General features: G+C 65.1%; 22 protein-coding genes. 19 read left to right on the forward strand and 3 right to left on the reverse strand.

The features are described from left to right. Positions 1-289: 289 nt before the first annotated feature. Genes KKY_RS03640 through KKY_RS03655 form a run of 4 tightly spaced genes read left to right on the forward strand, consistent with a single transcriptional unit; the run spans position 290 to position 2,032 of the window. Complete coding sequence (locus KKY_RS03640) at positions 290-868, forward strand: head-tail connector protein (RefSeq protein ID WP_014129949.1); 579 nt, start codon at positions 290-292, stop codon at positions 866-868. An 8-nt stretch (positions 869-876) separates the two neighbouring features. Then, the gene (locus KKY_RS03645) at positions 877-1,206 is read left to right on the forward strand and encodes a phage head closure protein (protein ID WP_139304961.1); all 330 of its coding nucleotides are present in this window, start codon (positions 877-879) and stop codon (positions 1,204-1,206) included. Continuing rightward, on the forward strand, positions 1,207-1,617 hold the full coding sequence (locus KKY_RS03650; protein ID WP_014129951.1) for a DUF3168 domain-containing protein: 411 nt from the start codon (positions 1,207-1,209) through the stop codon (positions 1,615-1,617). It abuts the gene before it with no gap. 1 nt (position 1,618) lies between these two features. Then, complete coding sequence (locus KKY_RS03655) at positions 1,619-2,032, forward strand: phage major tail protein, TP901-1 family (protein WP_014129952.1); 414 nt, start codon at positions 1,619-1,621, stop codon at positions 2,030-2,032. Here the strand turns inward: KKY_RS03655 and KKY_RS03660 are convergent. Continuing rightward, a complete protein-coding gene (locus KKY_RS03660) occupies positions 2,019-2,276 on the reverse strand; it encodes a CopG family ribbon-helix-helix protein (RefSeq protein ID WP_014129953.1) in 258 nt (85 codons plus the stop codon). The genes KKY_RS03655 and KKY_RS03660 overlap by 14 nt on opposite strands. A gap of 78 nt (positions 2,277-2,354) precedes the next feature. Between KKY_RS03660 and KKY_RS03665 the strand changes: the two genes are divergently transcribed. The 14 genes from KKY_RS03665 (at position 2,355) to KKY_RS03730 (ending at position 16,619) form a co-directional block, all read left to right on the forward strand. Beyond that, the gene (locus KKY_RS03665) at positions 2,355-2,669 is read left to right on the forward strand and encodes a gene transfer agent family protein (protein ID WP_014129954.1); all 315 of its coding nucleotides are present in this window, start codon (positions 2,355-2,357) and stop codon (positions 2,667-2,669) included. Then, positions 2,666-2,863, forward strand: coding sequence for a rcc01693 family protein (locus KKY_RS03670; RefSeq protein ID WP_014129955.1), 198 nt, complete (start codon positions 2,666-2,668; stop codon positions 2,861-2,863). The genes KKY_RS03665 and KKY_RS03670 overlap by 4 nt, the downstream gene beginning before the upstream one ends. Next, positions 2,860-3,408, forward strand: coding sequence for a phage tail tape measure protein (locus KKY_RS03675; protein ID WP_014129956.1), 549 nt, complete (start codon positions 2,860-2,862; stop codon positions 3,406-3,408). Before KKY_RS03670 ends, KKY_RS03675 begins: the two co-directional genes overlap by 4 nt. 363 nt (positions 3,409-3,771) lie before the next feature. Further along, on the forward strand, positions 3,772-4,404 hold the full coding sequence (locus KKY_RS03680; RefSeq protein WP_014129957.1) for a DUF2460 domain-containing protein: 633 nt from the start codon (positions 3,772-3,774) through the stop codon (positions 4,402-4,404). After that, a complete protein-coding gene (locus KKY_RS03685; protein WP_014129958.1) occupies positions 4,401-5,279 on the forward strand; it encodes a DUF2163 domain-containing protein in 879 nt (292 codons plus the stop codon). The genes KKY_RS03680 and KKY_RS03685 overlap by 4 nt, the downstream gene beginning before the upstream one ends. Continuing rightward, a complete protein-coding gene (locus tag KKY_RS03690; protein WP_014129959.1) occupies positions 5,276-5,695 on the forward strand; it encodes an NlpC/P60 family protein in 420 nt (139 codons plus the stop codon). The genes KKY_RS03685 and KKY_RS03690 overlap by 4 nt, the downstream gene beginning before the upstream one ends. 501 nt (positions 5,696-6,196) lie before the next feature. Further along, positions 6,197-9,955: a baseplate multidomain protein megatron gene (locus tag KKY_RS03695; protein WP_014129960.1), complete on the forward strand. Its 3,759-nt coding sequence runs from the start codon at positions 6,197-6,199 to the stop codon at positions 9,953-9,955. Further along, on the forward strand, positions 9,952-10,896 hold the full coding sequence (locus tag KKY_RS03700) for a DUF2793 domain-containing protein (RefSeq protein ID WP_014129961.1): 945 nt from the start codon (positions 9,952-9,954) through the stop codon (positions 10,894-10,896). Before KKY_RS03695 ends, KKY_RS03700 begins: the two co-directional genes overlap by 4 nt. 396 nt (positions 10,897-11,292) lie before the next feature. Continuing rightward, complete coding sequence (locus KKY_RS03705; RefSeq protein ID WP_014129962.1) at positions 11,293-12,042, forward strand: glycoside hydrolase family 108 protein; 750 nt, start codon at positions 11,293-11,295, stop codon at positions 12,040-12,042. 96 nt (positions 12,043-12,138) lie between these two features. After that, on the forward strand, positions 12,139-12,423 hold the full coding sequence (locus KKY_RS03710) for a hypothetical protein (protein ID WP_139304962.1): 285 nt from the start codon (positions 12,139-12,141) through the stop codon (positions 12,421-12,423). A gap of 24 nt (positions 12,424-12,447) precedes the next feature. Beyond that, entirely contained in the window at positions 12,448-13,107 is a 660-nt protein-coding gene (locus tag KKY_RS03715) for a response regulator transcription factor (RefSeq protein WP_014129964.1), read from the forward strand. A 101-nt stretch (positions 13,108-13,208) separates the two neighbouring features. Further along, the gene (locus KKY_RS03720) at positions 13,209-14,576 is read left to right on the forward strand and encodes a sensor histidine kinase (RefSeq protein ID WP_014129965.1); all 1,368 of its coding nucleotides are present in this window, start codon (positions 13,209-13,211) and stop codon (positions 14,574-14,576) included. Positions 14,577-14,663: 87 nt separating this feature from the next. Then, positions 14,664-15,134 carry a LipA a lipoprotein gene (locus tag KKY_RS19425; RefSeq protein WP_014129966.1) on the forward strand — a complete coding sequence of 157 codons (471 nt, stop codon included), beginning with the start codon at positions 14,664-14,666 and terminating at the stop codon, positions 15,132-15,134. Positions 15,135-15,380: 246 nt separating this feature from the next. Continuing rightward, entirely contained in the window at positions 15,381-16,619 is a 1,239-nt protein-coding gene (locus KKY_RS03730; RefSeq protein WP_014129967.1) for a hypothetical protein, read from the forward strand. Positions 16,620-16,784: 165 nt separating this feature from the next. On the opposite strand, the gene KKY_RS03735 is transcribed toward KKY_RS03730, so the two are convergent. Continuing rightward, complete coding sequence (locus tag KKY_RS03735; protein WP_014129968.1) at positions 16,785-18,764, reverse strand: FAD-dependent oxidoreductase; 1,980 nt, start codon at positions 18,762-18,764, stop codon at positions 16,785-16,787. After that, the gene (locus tag KKY_RS03740) at positions 18,761-19,819 is read right to left on the reverse strand and encodes an FAD-binding oxidoreductase/lyase (protein WP_041528562.1); all 1,059 of its coding nucleotides are present in this window, start codon (positions 19,817-19,819) and stop codon (positions 18,761-18,763) included. The genes KKY_RS03735 and KKY_RS03740 overlap by 4 nt, the downstream gene beginning before the upstream one ends. Before the next feature lie 123 nt (positions 19,820-19,942). On the opposite strand from KKY_RS03740, the gene ccmI reads away from it, so the two are divergent. Then, a complete protein-coding gene (gene ccmI, locus KKY_RS03745) occupies positions 19,943-21,025 on the forward strand; it encodes a c-type cytochrome biogenesis protein CcmI (RefSeq protein WP_244404045.1) in 1,083 nt (360 codons plus the stop codon). The last annotated feature ends 3 nt before the right edge of the window (positions 21,026-21,028 follow it).

The raw sequence follows: 21,028 nt of genomic DNA on the forward strand, positions 1-21,028 counted from the left end.
CGTTGCCCTGCGTTTCCGGTGCTCACGTACTCTAAGTACGCTCCGCTCCGGTTCTCGGCCAACACCATTTTCGCCAGATCCTGACCCATTCCGGGCAGCGGCTTTCGCCTGGACAGAAAAGGCCCCCTCACCCGACGCTGCGCGTCGACCTCTCCCCCTAAGGGAGAGGTGAAGCGCGGGGCCGGCGGCATTTCTTACCTCTCCCTTGGGGGAGAGGTCGGATGGCGCAGCCAGACGGGTGAGGGGGCCTTTAGGGCCTCTCCAAACCAACAAATCAAAGAGAACAGAAATGACATCATCCCTTCTGGCGGGTCCCGCCCAGGAGCCGGTTTCGCTTGGCGCGATGAAGGCGCATTTGCGGGTCGAGGACGACGCCGAGGACGGGCTGATCGAGGCGTTGATCGTGGCGGCGCGGGTGCATGTCGAAGCGCTGACGGGCAAGGCGCTGCTGGCCCAGACCTGGCGGCTGGTGCTCGATGGCTGGCCGGAAGGCCGGGTGATCAAACTGCCGGTCTCGCCAATGATCGCGCTGAGCGAAATGCGGTGCTACGACGCCGGCGGCAACGAGCACCAGATCGATCTCGAACAGGTTTTGCCCGATGGGCAGGCCAATCCGGCACGGATCATTTTGCCGGCGAGCGTGGCCGGTGTGCCGGTTCTGCGCGAGCGGATGGGGATCGAGATCGATTATGTGGCCGGGTTCGGGACCGAACCGGAAGAGGTGCCCGCCGATCTGATCCAGTCGCTGAAAACGCTTGCCGCCTATTGGTACGAAAACCGTGACGCGGTGCTGGTGAGCGGGCCGGGGGCTTCGGTGCCTGCCGGGTTCGAGCGGCTGATCGCCAGCCACAAGCGGGTGCGGCTGTGAGGGGCGCGGTGCCGCCGGTCGGCACGCTCAGGGACCGGGTGCAACTGCAGCGGCGCGACATGGCGCTGATGCCCGATGGCGGGCACGAAACGCTGTTTTTGCCCATCACGTCGGTGTGGGCGCGGGTGCGCTCGCGCTCCGCACGGATCATGCGCGAGGGCGATGGGCGGGCAGCGACCTCGACGCACGCTGTGGTGTTGCGGTTTCGCAAGGACCTCAAGCCCGGCGACCGGATCGTCTATCGCGGGCGGGCGCTTGAGATCGTTGAGGCCGAAGATCTGAACGGGCGGCGGGCCTATCTCTCCTGCCTGTGCGCCGAAACGGCGATGGTGGGCTAGATGGACGCGCTTGAAGATATCCAGAACGCGCTGGTTTCCGCCTGGGCGATTGATGGGCCATTGGCGTTGCTGATCGGAGAGGGTGCGATATTCGATGCGCCGCCCAAGGGACAACAGCCGCCCTACGTGACGATTTTGCGCCATGACGCGGTGCCGCGCGATGGCGACGAAACGCCGGGCTTCGAGCATCGGCTGACCATCCATTGCTGGAGCCCGCAGCCATCGCGCGCGGCGGCAATCGGGATTGCCGACCGGATCGAGCGGGTGGCGGTGATGGGGGCGCTGGCGCCCCAGGACCATATTTTGACCCACAGGCGGCATCTACGCACCGAAACGGCCATCGACCTCGCGACGGGCCGCGCGCGGGCAGCGGTGCAGTTGCGGCTTTTCTCCGAACCAAAGGACAATTGAGATGACGGCCCAGAGCGGCAAGGACATGCTTTTGAAACTCGACCAGACCGGGTCGGGGAGTTTTCTGACGGTGGCGGGACTGCGCACCAAGCAGCTCGCCTTCAATGCCGCGAGCGTCGATACCACCGACGCCGAAAGCGCCGGGCGCTGGCGGGAATTGCTGCAAGGCGGCGGGATCAAGCGCGCCTCGGTGTCGGGGTCGGGGATTTTCAAGGACAAGAGTTCGGACGCCCAGGTGCGTGAGCTGTTTTTCGGCGGGACGATCCGGAACTGGCAGTTGATCCTGCCCGATTTCGGAACGGTCGAGGGACCGTTTCAGATCGTGGCGCTGGAGTTTGCGGGCGATCACGCGGGCGAGGTGACGTTCGAGCTGGCGCTGGAGAGCGCCGGGGAAATCGGGTTTACGGCGCTTTAGTGCTGCGGCTGGCGCGTTCCATGATGGCGAAGATTTCGTCGGCATCGGGGTCGGGCGCGTCCGGGGTGGCGCGGAGTTGCGCTTCGATCTTCTGGAATTTTTCCAGCTCACGCTCGGCATAGGCATCAAGCGCCTTGGCGGCCAGGAAGGATTTGGACCGCTGGGTCAGATCGGCCAGCCGGTCGAGCTTGGCCCGGGTTTCACTGGGCAAACGCACGGTAAGCGTGGTCGAGGGCTTTGCCATTCTGGCGCGCTCCATTTGTACACATCACAACACAACCCAATCGCTCAAACGAGCGTAGCACATTCAGGGAGCCATGAAATGGCCAATCCGCAACGCGGAGAAATCGACGCCGAGATAGGCGGCGAGACGAAAACGCTTTGCCTGACGCTGGGCGCGCTGGCCGAACTGGAGGCGCGGCTGCAGGCCTCTGATCTCAATGGACTTGTCGAGCGCTTTGCGCAGGGGCGGGTTTCGGCCCGCGACCTGACGGCGATCCTGGGGGCCGGTCTGCGCGGGGCGGGCCATCCGATCACCGACGACGACCTGGCGCGGCTTTCGATCGAGGGGGGATTGAAGGGCGCGGCGCAGATTTGCGTGCGGCTTTTGCACGCGACATTCGGGGAGGCCCAATGAGCGGGTTTCCCTGGAGCAATGCCATGGCGTTCGGGCTGGGCGTTTTGCGGCTGTCCCCGGGGGCGTTCTGGGCGATGACGCCGCGCGAACTGGCGGCGGCGCATGACGGGGTGGCCGGACGCAAGGGGGCGGCGCTGGGGCGGAACGATCTCGAGGCGCTGATGGCGCGCCATCCTGACGGAGAGAGACAATGAGCGAGATATTTGGCGAGAGTTTCGATGCGGAAATGAGCGATGTCTCCGTCGAGCTCGAACGCATTCGCGATCTGGGAAACTCGGTGGGCGCCACGCTGACGCGCAGTTTGCGCGGGGCGATCATGGAGGGGCGGTCGCTGCGGAGCCTGCTTGCCGATATCGGGCGGGCCTTTGCCGATATTGCACTCAAAGCCGCACTCAAGCCGCTGGGCGATCTGGTTTCGGGGGGCATCGAGAGCCTGTTTGCCGGGTTCAATCCGGCACTGGCCAGCGTCAAGCCGTTCGCCAAGGGCGGGGTGTTGGCCAGCCCGACCTATTTTCCCATGCAAGGGCAATGGGGATTGGCCGGGGAGGCGGGGCCGGAGGCGATATTGCCGCTGGCGCGTGGCGCGGATGGGCGGCTGGGGGTCGCTTCGGGCGGCGGGCAGGCGGTGACGGTCAATTTCAACGTCACGGCCAACGATGCGCGCAGCTTTGCGGCGGCGGAAGCCGAAATGAGCGCCATGCTGTTGCGCGCCGTGCGGCGCGGGACGCGGGGGAGTTAGGTGTTCAGGCTTTGTCTGACGCATTGGCTTGGCCAATGCGGCCCCTCACCCCAACCCTCTCCCCAAAGGGGCGAGGGAGTTGCGCTGCGGCTAATTCCAGTGGTGAGCAGGTCGAGACATACGAGAGGGCCCCCTTCACCCGTCGCTTCGCGCCATCGCCATTCGAGCACAGCTCTCATGGCCTTCTCGCCTCCAATCGTGCCACTGGCACGATTGGCAAGACGGCTCGAAGTCTCCCCCCAAGGGAGAGGTAAGAATACCGCAAGCGGCGGGGAACCCCTCTCCCTTGGGGGAGAGGTCGGCTGGCGCAGCCAGACGGGTGAGGGGGCCTTTCTGAAAAGACCATGAGACTGGAGAAGGACAATGGCGTTTCATCAGGTGCGGTTTCCGCTCGATATTGCGATGGGGGCGCAGGGTGGGCCGGTGCGGGCGACCGATGTGACAACGCTCGCGTCGGGGCGCGAGGAGCGCAATTCGCGTTGGGCGCATGCGCGGCGGCGCTACAATGCCGGGTATGGCGTCAAATCGCGCGCCGACATGCTGGCGGTGCTGGCGTTTTTCGAGGAGCGGCGGGGGCGGTTTCATTCGTTCCTGTGGCGCGACGGGATCGATTTTTCTTCAAGTCCGGATGGCGGGACACCAGCAGCGGCCGATCAGGAAATCGGGGCGGGCGATGGGAGCCGGACGGCGTTTCAACTGGTCAAGCGCTATGGCGCGAGCTTTGACCCCTATCTGCGTCCGATCACCAAGCCGGTGGCGGGCAGCGTGACGGTGGCAGTGGACGGGGTGTCCGTTGGGCCGGGGGCGTTTTCGGTGGACCTGCTCACGGGTGTGGTGACGCTCGATGTGGCGCCGGACGCGGGCGCGGTGGTGACGGCGGGGTTTTTCTTCGACGTGCCGGTGCGGTTCGATACCGACAGGCTCGATGTCGAGATGTCGGGGTTCGACGCGGCCGTTGCGCCCGCCATTCCCCTGATCGAGGTGATTGGCGAATGAGACAGTTTGGTGAGGATTTTGCCGCCCATATCGCGAGCGGAGCGACGACGCTGTGCTGGTGCTGGCGGATTATGCGCACCGATGGGGTGACGCTGGGGTTTACCGATCACGATGTGGCGCTGGGGTTCGGGGGCACCGCGTTTGTGCCGGCACACGGGCTCGATGGCGGGGAGATTGTGCAGAAACTCGGCGCGCAGACCGAGACCTCCGAGGTGCTCGGCGTGCTCCATTCCGAGGCGATCAGCGAGGACGATATCGCGCTGGGCCGCTATGACGGCGCGCGGGTGGAAAGCTGGCGGGTGAACTGGCGCGATGTTGAACAGCGCGAGCTGATCCGGATGGATACGATCGGCGAGATCACCCGCGAGGACGGCGTTTTCCGGGCCGAACTGCGCTCGGGCCAGCACGCGATGAACGTGCCGCGCGGGCGGCTCTATCAGCATATGTGCGACGCGCGGCTGGGGGACGGGCGCTGCGGGAAAAACATCGAGACGGGCGCGTTTCGGGCAACGGCGATTGTGACGGGCAAGCCCGATGCGACGAGCGCGACGGTGAGCGGGCTGGAGGGGTTTGCAGCCGGGTGGTTCAGCCATGGGGTGGCGCGCTGGGAGAGCGGCAGGCGGGTCGGGATCGAGGAAACGATTGTGCGCCAGGACGGCGGCACGGTTGTCTTCGACCGGCCGGTGGGGGACTGGGTGGAGATCGGCGATACGCTGACCGTTTACGCCGGGTGCGACAAGCGGTTTTCGACCTGCGGCGGCAAATTTTCCAATGCCATCAATTTCCAGGGATTCCCGCACATTCCGGGCAATGATTTCGTGCTGCGCTATCCGGGCACCGAGGATCGGCTGGACGGAAGGGCGGTGGTGCGATGAGACCGGGCGACGAGATTGCGCTTATGGCGCGGGGTTGGGTCGGCACGCCCTATCGGCATCAGGCGAGCCGGCGGGGTGCCGGGGCCGATTGTTTGGGGCTGATCCGGGGGATCTGGCGTGAGTTGTATGGCGAAGAGGCCGGGCCGGTGCCCGCCTATGGCAGCGATTGGCGCGATTTTCGCGTTGGCGATGCGCTGGAAGCGGCGGCGCGGCGGCATCTTGTGGTGCGGGGCGGGGCGCCGGAGGCGGGTGATGTTGTGCTGTTTAAGCTGATGCGGCATCGGCCGGCCCGCCACTGCGGCGTGATGGTGGGGCCGGACAGGTTCGTGCATGCCCAGGAGCATGTGGGGGTTGTCGAGGTGGCGCTGAGCGAGAGCTGGGCGCGGCGGGTGGCTGGAGTGTTCGGGTTTCCGTGAGAGGAGATCGCCAGCGCTCAAGGCCCCTCACCCCAACCCTCTCCCCAGAGGGGTGAGGGAGTCGGGCTGCGGCTTCCCAAAGGCTGACCCTAAGCTCGAACGCTTCGACAAGATAAGCCCTCGCCCCTCGGGGGAGAGAGTGCCCGGCAGGGCGGTGAGGGGCCTTGAGCGGTGGTGGTTTGGCAAAAGGCCCCCTCACCCGGACCTTGCTGCGCAAGCCCCGACCTCTCCCCCTGAGGGAGAGGTAAGAAATGCCGCGAGCGCGGGGGACCACCTCTCCCTTGGGGGAGAGGTCGACGCGAAGCGGCGGGTGAGGGGGCTTTGAGCGGCAGTTGGACGTTTCGCGCTGCCGGTTCTGTTTGAGGCGACGAGTGTACTGCGTCCCGGCTCAAGGCCGGGATGACGGTGGAGAGTGTGGAAGCATAGCGCTCAATCGCCGGCGCGGACCTTTTGTGGAGGGTCGGTGCTTTGAAATCTTTTCCGTTTTGAAAGACAGGACACATGGCAACTCTGGCACTTTCGCTGGCCGGGCAGGTGGTGGGTGGCGCAATTGGCGGGCCGATCGGGGCGACGATCGGGAGGGCGCTGGGGGCGCTGGCGGGGAGCGCGATCGATGCGCAGGTATTCGGAGAAAAGCCTGCTGCGCGGGCCCATTCCGACATCAGGCTGATCGGGTCGAGCGAGGGCGGGGCCATTGCGCGCATTTATGGCTGGAGCCGGGTTTCGGGCAACATCATCTGGGCGACCGAGCTTGAACGGATCGCGCCGGAAAGCTCGGGATCCAAGGGGTTCGGGGCGTCGGGAACAGAGGAAGAAACGATTGCCGCCAGTTTCGCCCTGGCGCTGTGCGAGGGGGAAGTGGCCCATTTCGGGCGCATCTGGGCCGATGGCAAGCCGGTTGAGACCGACGGGCTCGACATAAGGTTTTATCGCGGCACGATGGACCAGCCGCGCGACGGGCTGATCGTAAGCAAGCAGGGGGAAACGCCCGCCTATCGTGGGCTGTGCTACCTGGTGTTCGAGCGGCTGGACCTGACCCCGTTCGGCAACCGCATTCCCAATCTCTCTGTGGAAATCTGCCGGCCGGTCGGCGATCTCGAACGCGACATTCGCGCCGTGTGCCTGATCCCCGGTTCGACCGAATTCGGGTACGATCCCAAGCCGCGCGTGCGGGTTCTGGGGCCGGGGCGGGCGGCGGCGGAGAACAGCCATCTGAGCGCGGCGCGCTCGGATTGGGACATGTCCATCGACGAGCTGACGGCGCTGTGCCCGGACCTCGAACATGTGGGACTGGTGGTCGCCTGGTTCGGGACCGATCTGCGCTGCGGGGAATGCGTGGTGGAACCGCGCGTCGACAGCACGAGCAAGGAGGTGAAGGGAGCCGACTGGTCGGTGGCGGGGCTGGGGCGGAGCGGGGCCAATCGCGTCAGCGACCATGAGGGCGGCCCGGCCTATGGGGGCACACCGTCCGACGCGAGCGTTATGGCGGCGATTGCCGATCTCAAATCGCGCGGCATCAAGGTGACGCTTTATCCCTTCGTGATGATGGACATCGAGGCGGGCAACGGGCTGATCGACCCCTATACGCTTGGCGCGGGCCAGCCGGCCTATCCCTGGCGGGGGCGGATCACATGCCATCCGGCGCCTGGTGTCGCGGGTTCGCCCGATGGGACGGGTGCGGCGACAAGCCAGGTCAATGCGTTCATGGCCAATGGCTATCGCGACATGATCCTGCACTATGCCCAGTTGGCCGAAGATGCGGGCGGGGTCGATGCCATGCTGATCGGCTCGGAAATGCGGCATCTGGGCTGGGTGCGGTCGGGGACGACGAGTTTTCCCTTCGTCGATGCGCTGCAAACGCTGGCCGGCGACGTGCGGGCGATTGTGGGCGGGGGGACAAAGATCACCTATGCGGCGGACTGGTCCGAATATTCCGGATTTCAGCCCGACGATGGATCGGGGGACCGGATTTTTCATCTCGACCCGCTATGGGCCGACACAAATATCGATGCCATCGGGATCGACAACTACATGCCCATGGCCGATTGGCGCGATGGGGAGGGCCATCTCGATGCCGAGGTGGCGGGGGCGATTTACGACCTCGATTATCTCAAGGGCAATGTTGCCGGTGGGGAGGGGTTCGACTGGTATTACGCTTCGGACGCCGACCGGGCCGATCAGGTGCGCACGCCGATTGCGGACGGCGCGTATGGCGAAGTCTGGGTGTGGCGTTACAAGGATCTGGTGAGCTTTTGGACCCAGCCGCACCACAACCGTGTGGGCGGGGTGCGCTCTGCGACGCCGACGCAATGGGTGCCGCAGTCCAAACCCATCTGGCTGACCGAGTTGGGATGCGGGGCGGTGGACAAGGGGCCGAACGCGCCCAATGCGTTTGGCGACCCCAAAAGCGCCGAGGACAAGCGTCCGCCCTTTTCGAGCGGGACGCCCGATCCGCTGATCCAGCGCCAGATGCTGCGAGCCTGCCATCAATACTGGCAGGAAACGGGGGCGCACAATCCGGTGTCGGGCGTCTATGGCGCGCCGATGCTCGATGCGAACCGGATATATCTGTGGTGCTGGGACGCGCGCCCCTATCCGGCGTTTCCGGGCATGCCTGAAATCTGGTCGGACGCGGCCAATTACGACACAGGGCATTGGTTGAACGGGCGGTTGGGGGCAGCGAGTGCCGAGGAGCTTCTGGCCGCCATGGCCGACGAGTTCGGCGTGCCGGTCAAGGCCATCGATACGCGGGCGCCCATGGTGCATGGGCTGGGGATCGAGGCGGTGACCAGCTTGCGCGAAGCATCGGCGGGGCTGGTCGAGGCGCTGGGGTTTTCGGTGCGTGACGGGGAAGCGGGAATCCTCTGGCGGGCCGGGGATACGCGTTCGGTTGTCGAGATGGCGAAGGCCGATCTGGCGGCGGGCGAGGGGGCAATCGTTTCGCGCAAGCGGGGAGATTGGGCCGAGCGGGCCGGGCGGCTGACGCTGAGCTATTTCGACAGGGATCGCGACTATCAGACCGCGACGGCACTGGCCGTGGCGCCGAAGGGCGAGCGTTACGCGGGGGCGGAAACGGGGCTGGTGCTCGATCCGGCGGATGCGGGGGCCGTGGCAGAAGCGATGTTGCGGGCCATGCGGCGCGGCGAGGACGGATTGGAGTTTGCGCTGCCGCCTTCGATGCTGGCGCTCGAGGCGGGCGACATGGTGGCGGTCGAGGGACAGGCGGACGGGCCGTTCGTGATCGGCACGGTGCGTGATGGGGTGGTGCGGCAGGTTTCGGCATCGGCACATGGGGGAACGATCAACGGGGTGGCGGGCACCACAGAGCGGCGTATGCCGCAGGTCAGCCCGCCGATTGCAGCGACGCCACTCATCACCATTGCGCATTTGCCGGCGAGCGATGGCGGAACCGAGCTTGTGGCGGCGGCCATGTGCGATCCCTGGCCGGGGCCGATCAGCCTGCGCGATACCGAAACCGGAACCGAAGTGGCGCGGCTGACGGGGGCCGGGACGCTCGGCGTTCTGGCGCAGCCTTTGGCGACGGGGCCGACGGGGATGTGGGACCGGGGGAGTGAGATCGTCCTGTCATTGCATGGCGGGCATCTGGCGTCTGCCGAGCCGCAGGCGGTGCTGGCGGCGAGCAATAGGCTGGCGGTGGAAACCGACGCGGGCCATTGGGAACTGATCGGGTTCGAGAAGGCCGAACTTGTCGAGGCTTCGACATATCGGCTGACGGGGCTGCTGCGCGGGCAGGATGGGACGCGGATCGATGCCGCGGCGGCGGACAGCCGGGTGATGATCGTCAACGGCAATTGCGTCCGGCTCGCCGTGCCGCAGAGCGCGCTGGGCGATACGCGGACGCTTTTGGCCTATGCCGGATTGCGCGACGCCGAGGGCACGGCGCTGGGCGTCGAAGTGGATATCGGGACCGCGCTGCCCTTGGCGCCGGCGCATTTGAGTGCTGTTCGCGATGCGAGCGGGGACATCGTCTTGAGCTGGATCCGGCGGGGCCGGGTGGGCGGCAATGGCTGGACCTATGGCGATATTGCGCTCGATGTCGTGCCCGAGCGGTATCGGGTTTCCATTTTCGATGGCGGATCGGCGGTGCGCGTCGAGGATGTTGGCGCGGCGGGCTGGACCTATTCGACGGCCGATCAAATGGCCGATTTCGGGGGACCGGCGGGCGCGTTCGGTTTCACAATTCAACAGGTCAGCCCGGTCTTGGGCGCGGGGCTGGCCGCACAGGGAGTTTACCCATGAGTTCGACGGCGCGGCTCGATCTGCCGCTGATCGCCTCCGAGCAGGCGCAAAAACACGTAACGCACAATGAGGCGCTGCTGTTGCTCGATGCGCTGGTGCAGATCCGGCTCGCGGGGCTGGCGGCGATTGATCCGCCGGCCGAGCCCGAGACCGGGGCGACCTATGGCATCGGGACGATGGCGACGGGGGCGTGGGAGGGCCGTGACGGGCAATTGGCGGCCTGGAGCGAGGGCGGGTGGCGGTTTGCCGAACCGGCTGAGGGCTGGCTGGCGTGGGATATCGGCGGCGCGCGGCCGGTGATATTTCGGGGCGGGAGCTGGGCGCCGCTGTTCAACGGGGTGGTCGGGCTTGGGATCGGAACGGACCCCGATGCGACCAACCGGCTGGCCGTGCGTTCCGAAGCGGCGCTGTTTACGGCGATCCCCGACGGGGAGGGCGGCAATGGCGATGTGCGGCTGACGCTCAACAAGGAGGGCGAGACCGACAGCGCGACGTTGATCTTCCAGTCCGGCTGGTCGGGGCGAGCCGAGATCGGGCTGGCGGGGGACGATGATTTCACCTTCAAGGTGAGTGATGACGGGTCCGATTTCAAAACGGCGATGATTCTCGAAGGCGCGACCGGGTTCGTGCGGTTTTCGCGCTTTGCGGGGTGCGGTGTGAGCTTTCCGACGATTGTCGGCGGCGTTCTGGCGGCCGAGACTGGCTATGTGGTTCCCGCACCTCAAAGCGGGACGACCGACGATGTCGATACGATCGACGGCGGGTTCGACGGCTCGGTGCTGATCGTCACGGGGACGGCGGGCAATACCCTGACCTTCCGCGACGGGACCGGAAATTTGAAGCTGGGCGGCGACCGGGTGCTCGATGCCTTCGAGGACGCTCTGATGCTGGTCCGGCGCGGCAGCGATTGGATCGAACTCTCGTTTTCCGACAACGGCTGATTTTCAGGGACCACAGGTCTCCAGACTCTTTCGGGCCCTCACGGAAGCAGGGCAAGTGCGGACTTCACCTCGTCCTTTGGGGGAGAGGTCGGGCCTGATCGTATGCGAAGGACCGGGTGAGGGGGCCTTCAGCCATCGCTGCCAAGGCCCCCTCACCCGCCGCTTCGCGTCGACCTCTCCCCCAAGGGAGAGGTGAGCAGACTTCCGACTCAGTGAAACTCTGAGCCGCAAGCCTCCCCGTCGTCATTCCGGGCGAAGACCCGGGACCCAGTAACCGGCAGCGCACGCGGCTCGATCTCATACGCAGAGTGTACTGGGCCCCGGCTCAAGGCCGGGGTGACGGGCGTGGGTTTGGCGGGGCTTTGTCCAATTTTTGATTCAATAGGGAGAACCATCATGCCGGCTTCGCGCTGGACGCTTTGCCTTGCCAAGATTCTGGAGCACGAGGGCGGCTATGTCGATCATCCCTCCGATCCGGGCGGGGCGACCAATATGGGGATAACCCACAAGACGCTGGCCCGCTGGCGCGGGATCGATCCGTGGTGGGATCTGCCGAAATCGGAGGTCCGGGCGCTGGAGCGGAGCGAGGCTTCGGCGATCTATAAGGCGCTCTACTGGGAGCGCTGCAAGGCGGGCTCTCTGCCGGCAGGGCTTGACCTTGCGGTGTTCGATTATGGGGTCAATTCCGGGCCCGACCGCGCGGTGCGGGTGCTGCAGGCGCTGGTGGGCGTGGTGCAGGACGGGTTTGTCGGCCCGGTGACACTGGCGGCGGTTGGAAAGCGCGACACGCGCGCCCTGATCGAAGCGCTGTGTGACCAGCGCATGGGGTTCCTGCAACGGCTGGCCAATTGGGCCAGTTTCGGGCGCGGCTGGACCAGCCGTGTCAGCGATATTCGCGCAACGGCGCTGTCTGCCGTGGCGCTGCAACCTCCCTCTCAAACCGAAAAGGATATCAACGAGATGACGATTTTCGAGGGCTACAAGACCTATATAGTGGGCGTGCTGATGCTGGTTGTCGGCATCGCCCAGAGCTTTGGCATCGACATTGCCATGTTGGGCGAATATTCGGGACCGCAGATGGTGATGGAAGCGCTTGCGATCATCTTCCTGCGGCGGGGGCTCAAATCCGAACTTGGCAAAGGCTAGGGTCAGGACCTAGGCATCCCCGCCACAATTTGGGCGAACCATTCATTTGCAGTTCAGCAAACTGACGGTAATAGTCGGGGCATGAAAAACGCTTTTGTGTCCCGACTCACATCGTTGGCCCTGGCTTTGAGCCTTTCTCTCCCGCTGGGTGCCATGCCTGTCGCGGCACAGGAAGTGTGCTGGGACAATTCGGCCATCCAGGCCGCGCTCGCCGAAGGGCGCATCCAGCCGGTGGCTGCGGTGCTCTCGCGGGAGGGCATCGATCCTTCTACCGAGGTGCTGAGCGTCAAGGTCTGCGAGCAGGGCGGGGCTCTGGTCTATGTGCTTGCGGTTCTCGAAACCTCGGGACAGGCGCGCAATCTGACGTTGAATGCACAATAGGCTACACGCAGGCGGGGCGGGACCATGCGGATACTGGTTGTCGAAGACGACGAAAACCTCAACAGGCAGATTTGCGAAGCGCTGACCGACGCAGGCTATGTCTGCGACAGCGCCACCGACGGCGAGGAGGGGCACTTCCTGGGCGATACCGAACCCTATGACGCCGTCGTCCTCGATATCGGCCTGCCGCGCATGGACGGGATTTCGGTGCTCGAAGCCTGGCGGCGCGAGAACCGCATGATGCCGGTGCTGCTGCTGACGGCGCGCGACCGCTGGAGCGACAAGGTGCAGGGGATCGATGCGGGCGCCGACGACTACGTCGCCAAGCCCTTCCATATGGAAGAAGTGCTGGCGCGGCTCCGCGCGCTGGTGCGCCGGGCAGCCGGCCATGCCTCCAACGAAATTACCGCCGGTGCCGTGCGGCTCGATACCAAGGCGGGCCGGGTGACCGTGGATGGGCAGGCGATCAAGCTCACCAGCCACGAATTCCGGCTTCTCGCCTATCTGATGATGCACAAGGGCAAGGTGATCTCGCGCACGGAATTGACCGAGCATTTGTACGATCAGGATTTCGATCGTGATTCCAATACGATCGAGGTGTTTGTCGGCAGGTTGCGCAAGAAGCTGCCTGAAGAGTTGATCCAGACCATTCGCGGGCTCGGCTATCAGATCCTGGCGGATTGAGCCGTGTTCAGCTTTCTGCGAAACCCGAAACTGGCTCAATTTTCCCTGTGGTCGCAGGTCCGGACGGGAAACCGGTTCCCACTTTTCGTGGACCTGCTCTAGTGACTCGGGGCTCCATCGCCTTTCGGCTGTTCTGGCTATCGGCGGGCTGGTTGATCGTCGCGCTGGTCGCCACGGCGTTTCTGTTGACCGAGCTCTATTCGCAAGCGCTCGACCGGGACCTGACCGAAAGCCTCGATTTGCAGATTTCCGCACTGGTCGGGCAGACGCTGGAACTCGATTCGGCGGCGTCGGGCGAGATCGGGCTGGCCGATACGCGGTTCTCGCGTCCCACCTCCGGCTGGTACTGGCAAATCCGCAACGAGGCGGGAACGCTGGTCAATTTTTCCCCTTCCATGGTTGGCACGGTGCTGCCCGATCTGGTGGGCGCCTTCAATGCGTCGGGCACGCGTTCGGGGATGATCGAGGACGATTACGGCCAACAGACGCTGCGCGCGGTCGAGCGCTGGGTGACGCTCGACGATCTTGGCCGCCACGTCATCACCGTGACGGGCAATTATACGGACGTGGAAGGTCGCGCGGCCGCGTTTCGCGGGCAGGCGATCATCGTCCTTGCCGTCGTAGCCCTGATCCTGGCCACAATGAGCGGCATGATCGCGCGCTTTGCGCTGCGTCCCATCGAGCGGTTGCGCGAGGCCATCGAGGCGGTGCGCGAGGGCGACAAGCCCAGCGTCGAGGGCAGCTTCCCTCAGGAAATCGCCCCACTGGCCGACGAGCTCAACGAGCTTTTGCGCTCCAACACCCAGATCGTCGAACGCTCGCGCGCTCAGGTGGGCAATCTCGCCCACGGGCTGAAAACCCCGCTGGCCGTGCTGCGCAACGAGGCTGACGGCGGCAAGACGGCTCTGGCCAAGGCCGTGCTGCACGAGACCGACAATATGAGCCGCATCGTTTCGACCTATCTCGACAAGGCGCGGCTGGCGGCGCGTTCAAGCGTGGTCGGCAAGCGGGCCGATACGCGCGCCGTGCTCGAACGGCTCGGGCTTGTGATGGGAAAGCTCAACAAGCAATGCGACATCGCCATCGACCTGCCGCCCGACATACCCTGGTTTCGGGGTGACGAAAGCGATCTCGAGGAAATGGCCGGCAATCTATTGGATAATGGCTGCAAATGGGCGCGCTCGGAAGTCCGTCTTTCGGCGCGGTCAACAAGCGTTTCAGGGAACCGGAGCGTTGAGATCGTCGTTGAAGATAACGGACCGGGACTGACCCAAGCCCAAGCCGAGCATGTGTTGCGGCGCGGGGTCAGGCTGGACGAAAAAACGCCCGGGAGCGGGCTGGGACTCGATATCGTCAAGGAACTCGTCGATATCTATGGAGGCGATCTTGCGTTGACACGGTCGGATCTGGGTGGCCTTCGGGCAACACTTCGGCTTCCGGCAGCCCGGCAGACGCGGCAACAGACTTGAACCTGCGGTAATTAACCGCAATTTGGCCGTATTGGCCGAGATAGACATTGAAAGGTCCCGGGGGGCCACTACGAAAGGTATTGCGCAATGAAGATGTTGAGGGCGATTGCACTCGTTTCGCTGGCTCTGGCGGTCGCCGGCTGTACCCGTACGGCCAATTTCCAGACGACCCAGCCGGTGATGCCACAGCCGACTGTTATGACCGACACGCTGCCCGATACCGTCACGCCCAGCGATTCGACGCCCATCCAGCAGGCGCGTCTGGAGCCGGGCAGCTACGACTATATCGATGCTTCCATTCTCGGTCAGTTGACGCCGGCCCAGCGTTCGGCGGCCAATGACGCGCAATTTTATGCCCTTCAGTTCGGACGTCCGGGCGCGCCGCGCACATGGTCCTCGGGTGGCGCGACCGGTCAGGTTTCGGTCGGCCCCTATGTGCGGGTCAACAATCTCGACTGCCGCGAATTCTCGCACCGCGTGACCGTCAGCGGGCAGACCTACACCAAGTCGGGCCAGGCCTGCCGCGAGGTCGATGGCGCCTGGGGCGTAACGGCCTAAGGGTATTCCCCTAGGGATTAGATTGATTGACGGGTGTCGCCTTTGGCGGCACCCTTTTTTCGAGCGTTTCCACCATTCAAGGACTGGCGAAAATGCTCTAAGCCTTTGTTTTGTCGCGCTTGCGAACCGGATAAGTGGTTTCCACTTATTCTGGAAACGCTCTGAGTATCTTGAAAGGTTTTTTTAGCCCGTTGGCCATAAGGTTGACGTTCGGTCCCTCACGCAGCGCACCGGTTACAGGATTCCATGACTCTTCCCGATACATTTCCCGGCCAAAAGAACCAGCCGCGTGGTGCAGCAGACGCCAGGCGCGGGGCCGATTCGGGCAAGGACGCCTTTCTCCAGGTGCTGGCCGGCGTTCTTGTCGACCCGCCTGCTCCCCACGGCTTTCCCGGCGCCATCGAGCGCGAGACCGCCGGCAAGATCTGGACATGGATGGCGCGCGACGTGGCGGCCGATGAGGCCGCGCGCCTGGCCGACGCCCTCGATTCGGGCGCCGATCCGCTGACGGCGTTCGACAGCCTGCTTCCCGAAATACTCGAAAAGCTCAAGGCCAACGCCGCCGCCGAAAAGGAAGATCGCGAACTCGAGCGCCGCAATTCCATGCAGATGGGCGGAGAAGAAGCGCGCCAGCGTCTCGCGCCGGTCATCATGGCGATGCGCCGCCGCCCGCTTCTCGAGCAGGCCGGAAAATTCGGCATCGCCGTCGGTTCGATTTCCGATGAGACGGAACTGGCGACCGCGTTGCAGTCGATTTCGATCACCAATCCCTTGACGCGGGCGCTCTGGATGCAGGCGATGGTGGGGCACATGGCCAATCCCAGCCGCCTCATGGCGGCCGCCGTGGCCATCGCGGGGGGCAATGGCGAGACCCGGATCACCAATGCCGGTTATGGCTCATTGGTCGAGGCTGTTCTCAGCCACGCCCAGAGCCAGATCGGCGGCCTCGCCAGCCAGCCCAACCTGTTCTCCGACATCGATTTTTCATGCAAGGCGATCGACCGCTTCCATAGGCTGATGCGCGCCATTACCTATAATCTGGACATTGAGAGACGTTCGGTGTGGGGGACCATCATGACGGACCTCACGGCCCGGCTGTCCGAACGGCTCGAACGGCCCATGAAGGAAATCACCCTCAATGTCACCCAGGCGTTGCGGCGTCCCCGGGACGGCAACGACCGGGTGGACGCCGACGATGTCCTGGCCGCGCTCAACGGACTTTATCTTCTGATGACTGTCCGCAGGTCGCGGGATTCCCTTGCCGTCAATGCCTTGCTCGACCAGGCCTGGGCCGATACCGGACAGACAGTGGAGGTGCTGGTGACCCGCGCGCTCGACATGTATCGCGCCGCACCCGCCGACCCGGTGGCGCGCGAGCGGCTCGACGCCGGTATCAAGATGGCCGAAATCCGCTTCAACCCCGAATATGCCGATATTCTGCGCCGGGCCCGCGATGGCGCCGAGCGCCGGACCGCGCAGGGCTAAAGCGCGTCCAGCAAAAGCATGTCCTCGACGCGATCGGGGATGGAAACGGTTTTACGGTTCGGACACGCGATAAAACAAAGGCTTAGAGCCAAGGATTTGATTCAATCAAAGCCTGAACGGCTCTGGGCCCGACCTCCAGAGCATTTCACTTATGCCGGAAGCGCTTCAGGCCTGCTTGCCGAGCCTGGCCGGCACCGTTGTCAGGCCGTCGCGGATATAGACTGTATCGCCCGATTTCATGCTCATATGCCTGAGCAGGGCCCCGATCTCTCCCCCATGGCCGGCAAGCACAACCCCGACCGCATCGAGAGGCGAGCGATGGTCGGTATTGGCAAACACCAGACATCCCGGATCGAACCGGCGCCGCTCGCCGGGGATGAGTGTCCATTGCTGCTGTTCCGCGCCGAAGCGGCCCTCAAGATAGAGCGGGATATCCTCGGGCACATGTACCGCGGCGGGGGCGGCATCGGCTGTGGCTCGGAGCGAGCGCGGCACCACGCAGCGTTCGGCGCAAAGCCCGGGCGCCAAGCCGGGATCGAGCCGCTGGGCGACAATCTCCCCCACGACATCGAGGGGGCCGAGCGGCCCGGTTGGCGCTGAGGGCGCGGGTTTAGAGGAGAGGCCGATGAGCCGGCCCCAGCCGTCTGGAGCAGGTGCAGGCAACGTGCGCGACGCGCCGGGTGCGGTAAAGGCGGCGTCCTCTTGCCCCTTGGGGGCCGAAACCAGCAATGGGCCATCCGGCGTATCGAATATGGGGTCGATGCGCGGATCGGCGACGGGCCGCTCCCGGCCATCAAGGGCGGTTTCAAGCGCCGCCTTGCCGTGCTCCACGCAACCGCCGAGGCTGAGATAACCGGCTACGCTGCCCGCCAGGACGACGCCTTCGAGCCCGTCTCTTGCAACAAGCGTCTGGCTGACCCCATCCCACTCTACCGGCCCCGAAGCCTTCAGCCAGAGATCGAGATCGGGCTGCCATCCCCCCGATACGATGAGACGATCGCATGAAATGACCTCTTCGCCCGGGGCCCCGGTTTCCACATCTGCCAGACGGACCGCCAGCCCGGTGCGGCGGGCGGGCGTCACCGATCCGATGGTCACGCCCCAGCCGAGCCGATAGCCATAGGCCTTGCAGAATTCGATGAACCGGGTCTGCGGATCGATGCGCGGATCGCTGGCGCGGGCGATCGTCTTGCCGCCGGCGGCGCCAAGCAGCGCCATGCGGTAGCCCGCATTGGTTGTCGAATGAATATGGGCGCTTGTTCCCGGCCATATGTTGTAGCGCGCTGCCAGCCGCCAGGCCCAACCCGCTTCGAGGACCCCTGGCAGCCGGTTGCCTGGAAACAGCGGCATGCGCCCGACCATTCCGGTGGCCAGCACGATTGTGTCCGCCTTGATCGCGATCCGCTCGGGCTGCGGCAGGGTACCGGTCCTGAGCACGCGGATCGCTTCGATTGTTCCGCCTGAAAGATCGAAGGCGAGGGTGCCCAGCAGCAGGGTAATCAGGCCAGATTCCCCGATCTGGCTGGCCAATGCGCCTATGGTCTCGTCAGGGGCGGGTTCGCCCTCGGCCTTGCCGAAAAACTCCGACATGCCGCCAAGGGTCGCCTCCTTTTCGACGAGGCAGACACGCAAACCCTTGCGTGCGGCGGCCAGAGCGGCAGAGAGGCCGGCGACGCCGCCACCCACGACGGCCACATCGGCGGTGATCCTTCGGGTCGCCTCGGCGTCGATCCAGCCGCCGGGCTCCGCCGATCCGGTTTTGTAGGTCAGTCCAAGCGTGTCCTTGGCGCGGGGCATGAGCCGTGCCGCGAAGGTTTGGGCGACCGCCGGCGCGGGGCCGACCGAAACGAAGGATGCGCCGTCGACGGCAGGGCAAATGGCCATGGGCATGGCCAGATCGGGGCGACCCTCATTGCCCTCGAGCGCGATAGGAGGAGCGCTATATTCGTCGAGCGCAATGACCGTGCCGTCAAAGCGCCCGGCACTATCGATCCCGTTGGCCAGCAGCGCCGAGAGTACCGTATCGCCTTCCACACCGGCAAAGGAGCGGCCGTTGAGCCGGAATTGCACCGGCCGGGAGCTGTCGATGACCGGGCGCGCAAATTCGGGCGGTAGCGTGCCGCCAAGGCGTGCCTTTTCGTTCATTGCGCGCCCCCGGCAACCAGCCCGGGATGAAATTCGGCGATGTCGCGCCGGGGTTGGCGCAAATCGGCGCCATGGGCCGCGGCCCATTCGATCTCGAGCCCGCTTGCCTGCTCGGCAATTATGCCCGCGACCAGCGGCGCCAGGATCAGGTCGAGAACGCCCAGCCCGGCCACCACGAACAGCTTGCCGCGGCGGGTCGGCCCGAGGACCGGGGCGCCGTCATCGGGACAAAGCCGCGTGAGACTGGCCCGTGCGGCCAGACGTGGCGCGGGGTCCAGCGACAGGCAATCGGCTATACGGGGCAGGGCCTTTCCATCATCGTCGCGGGCCGCGGCGCGAATGATGCCGTCGGACGATTGGGCGAAGACGGTTCCCGTGTCGAGATCGAAGCCGGCACGGTAGCGTCCGGGCCGTTGGGGGGCGGTTTCAATGCCGGTCCAATGCTCGATACGGGCGAATGAGGCGATTTCATCGGCGTCCATCCACTGCAGGATGGCGCCATCATCGGCCAGAATCACCTGATCGATGGTGGTCGCGCCGAACCGCGCGCTGCCATCGCGCCTGATCGAAAGGCCATCCACAGAATGGAGCACGGCGACATTGGCCCCCGCCAGCCATGCCGGACCCGCCTCGTGGAGGGCGGCGGCATCGATCAACCGCACATCGCGCACCTTAACGTTTGCGCCCCGGGCCGTCTTTTCCATCGGATCGGCCGGATAGCCGAAACCTTCGGCGGCGTGGCGCATATGGCTCAGGGCAACGATTGCCTCGGCGGTGCGGCCTTCAATTCGAACGTCGATGCGCTCGCTGATGGCGGGTACGATGCGCGACAGGCGTCTCAGCGCCGGCCTTGCATGGTCCAGGACGATCGACAAGGTTTCAGGCCGGGTGACCGGGGCGAATGAAAGCGCGGGCAGGGGGCGCAGAGCGTGGGGATTGGGCGCCGGGCTGAGCAGCACAATTGCTCGTGAATGGTCAGATGCCAAAAGCCCTGCTAGAAGCCACGCGAAGGGGGAGGCGCCGACCACGGCAACGGTTTTGGCTTGCTCGGTCATGTCCGTCCCGTCCGGCCCTTACTCTGCGGTGCGGCAAAGCGCGCGCCAATCGCCGACTGTAATCTGGCTGAGTTTGGCCTATAGAAACGGCATCTCATTGGTTTTCAAGGGTTAGTCTCACACTTGTTCTGGATTTTAGCGATATTGCTGGTTCTGGCGAGCCTTGGCGTACTCGCCATGGGACTGCGCGCGGCGCCGCCTTCCACCCCGGCGGGCGAAAGCCCCGATGCGGCGCGCGCCTTTTTCCGCGATCAGCTCGAAGGAATCGAACGCGACCTTGAAGCGGGCCGGCTTTCGGCCGACGAAGCCACGGCGGCGCGGGCCGAACTGGCGCGCGAAGTGATCCTTCACGAAAAGGAAGGTGGGGGCAAAAAGGGCGGCTTAAGCGGCCGGGCGGTCATGCTGGCGACCCTGCCGGTTGTGGCTGCGGTCAGTCTGGGCCTTTACGCCTGGATCGGGCGCGCCGACCTGCCGGCGCTGCCCCTGGCCGAGCGCGAGCAGCCGGCCCAGATATCGGCAAGCGATATCGAGGCGGCGGTGGCGACCGTGGAAGCGCAGATGGAGCAGACACCCGACGATGTGCGCGGCTGGCTGGTTCTGGCGCCGATCTATATGGAACAAGGGCGCTTTGCCGAAGCGGCCAACGCCTGGCGCCGCGTGCTGGCGCTCGAGCCGCCCACGGCCGACCGGGAAACCAATTTGGCCGAAGCCCTGATCCTGGGCAATGACGGGGTGGCCGACGCCGAAGCGATGACGCTCCTGCGCAACGCTGTGGACGCAGACCCGATCCATGTCCGATCGCGCTTCTATCTGGCTGGTCAATTGACCCAGACGGGTCAATATCAGGACGCCGTGGCGCTCTGGGAAGAATTGCTGGGCCTGGCGACGGGCGAAGAGGCCTGGATCGATACGGCCCGGTCGGGGCTGGTTGCGGCGCAGGCCGGGCTTGAAAGCGGAACGCTGGGCGACAGCGAGCCGGATGCGACAATGGATGTGATGATCCGCGGCATGGTCGATGGGCTTGCCGCGCGACTCTACGACGAAGGCGGCAGCGCCGACGAATGGATGCAACTTGTGCGCTCCCGCATCGAACTCGATGGCGAGGACGCGGCACGCGCCGACCTCGAACGTGGTCTTGCCGCACTTTCAGGGCAGGACAGGCTGGCGCTCGAGGATTTCGGGCGCGAAGCGGGATTGATGGAGTAAGCC

The organism is Pelagibacterium halotolerans B2 (assembly GCF_000230555.1).
In the GTDB taxonomy this organism is placed as follows: Bacteria; Pseudomonadota; Alphaproteobacteria; order Rhizobiales; family Devosiaceae; genus Pelagibacterium; species Pelagibacterium halotolerans.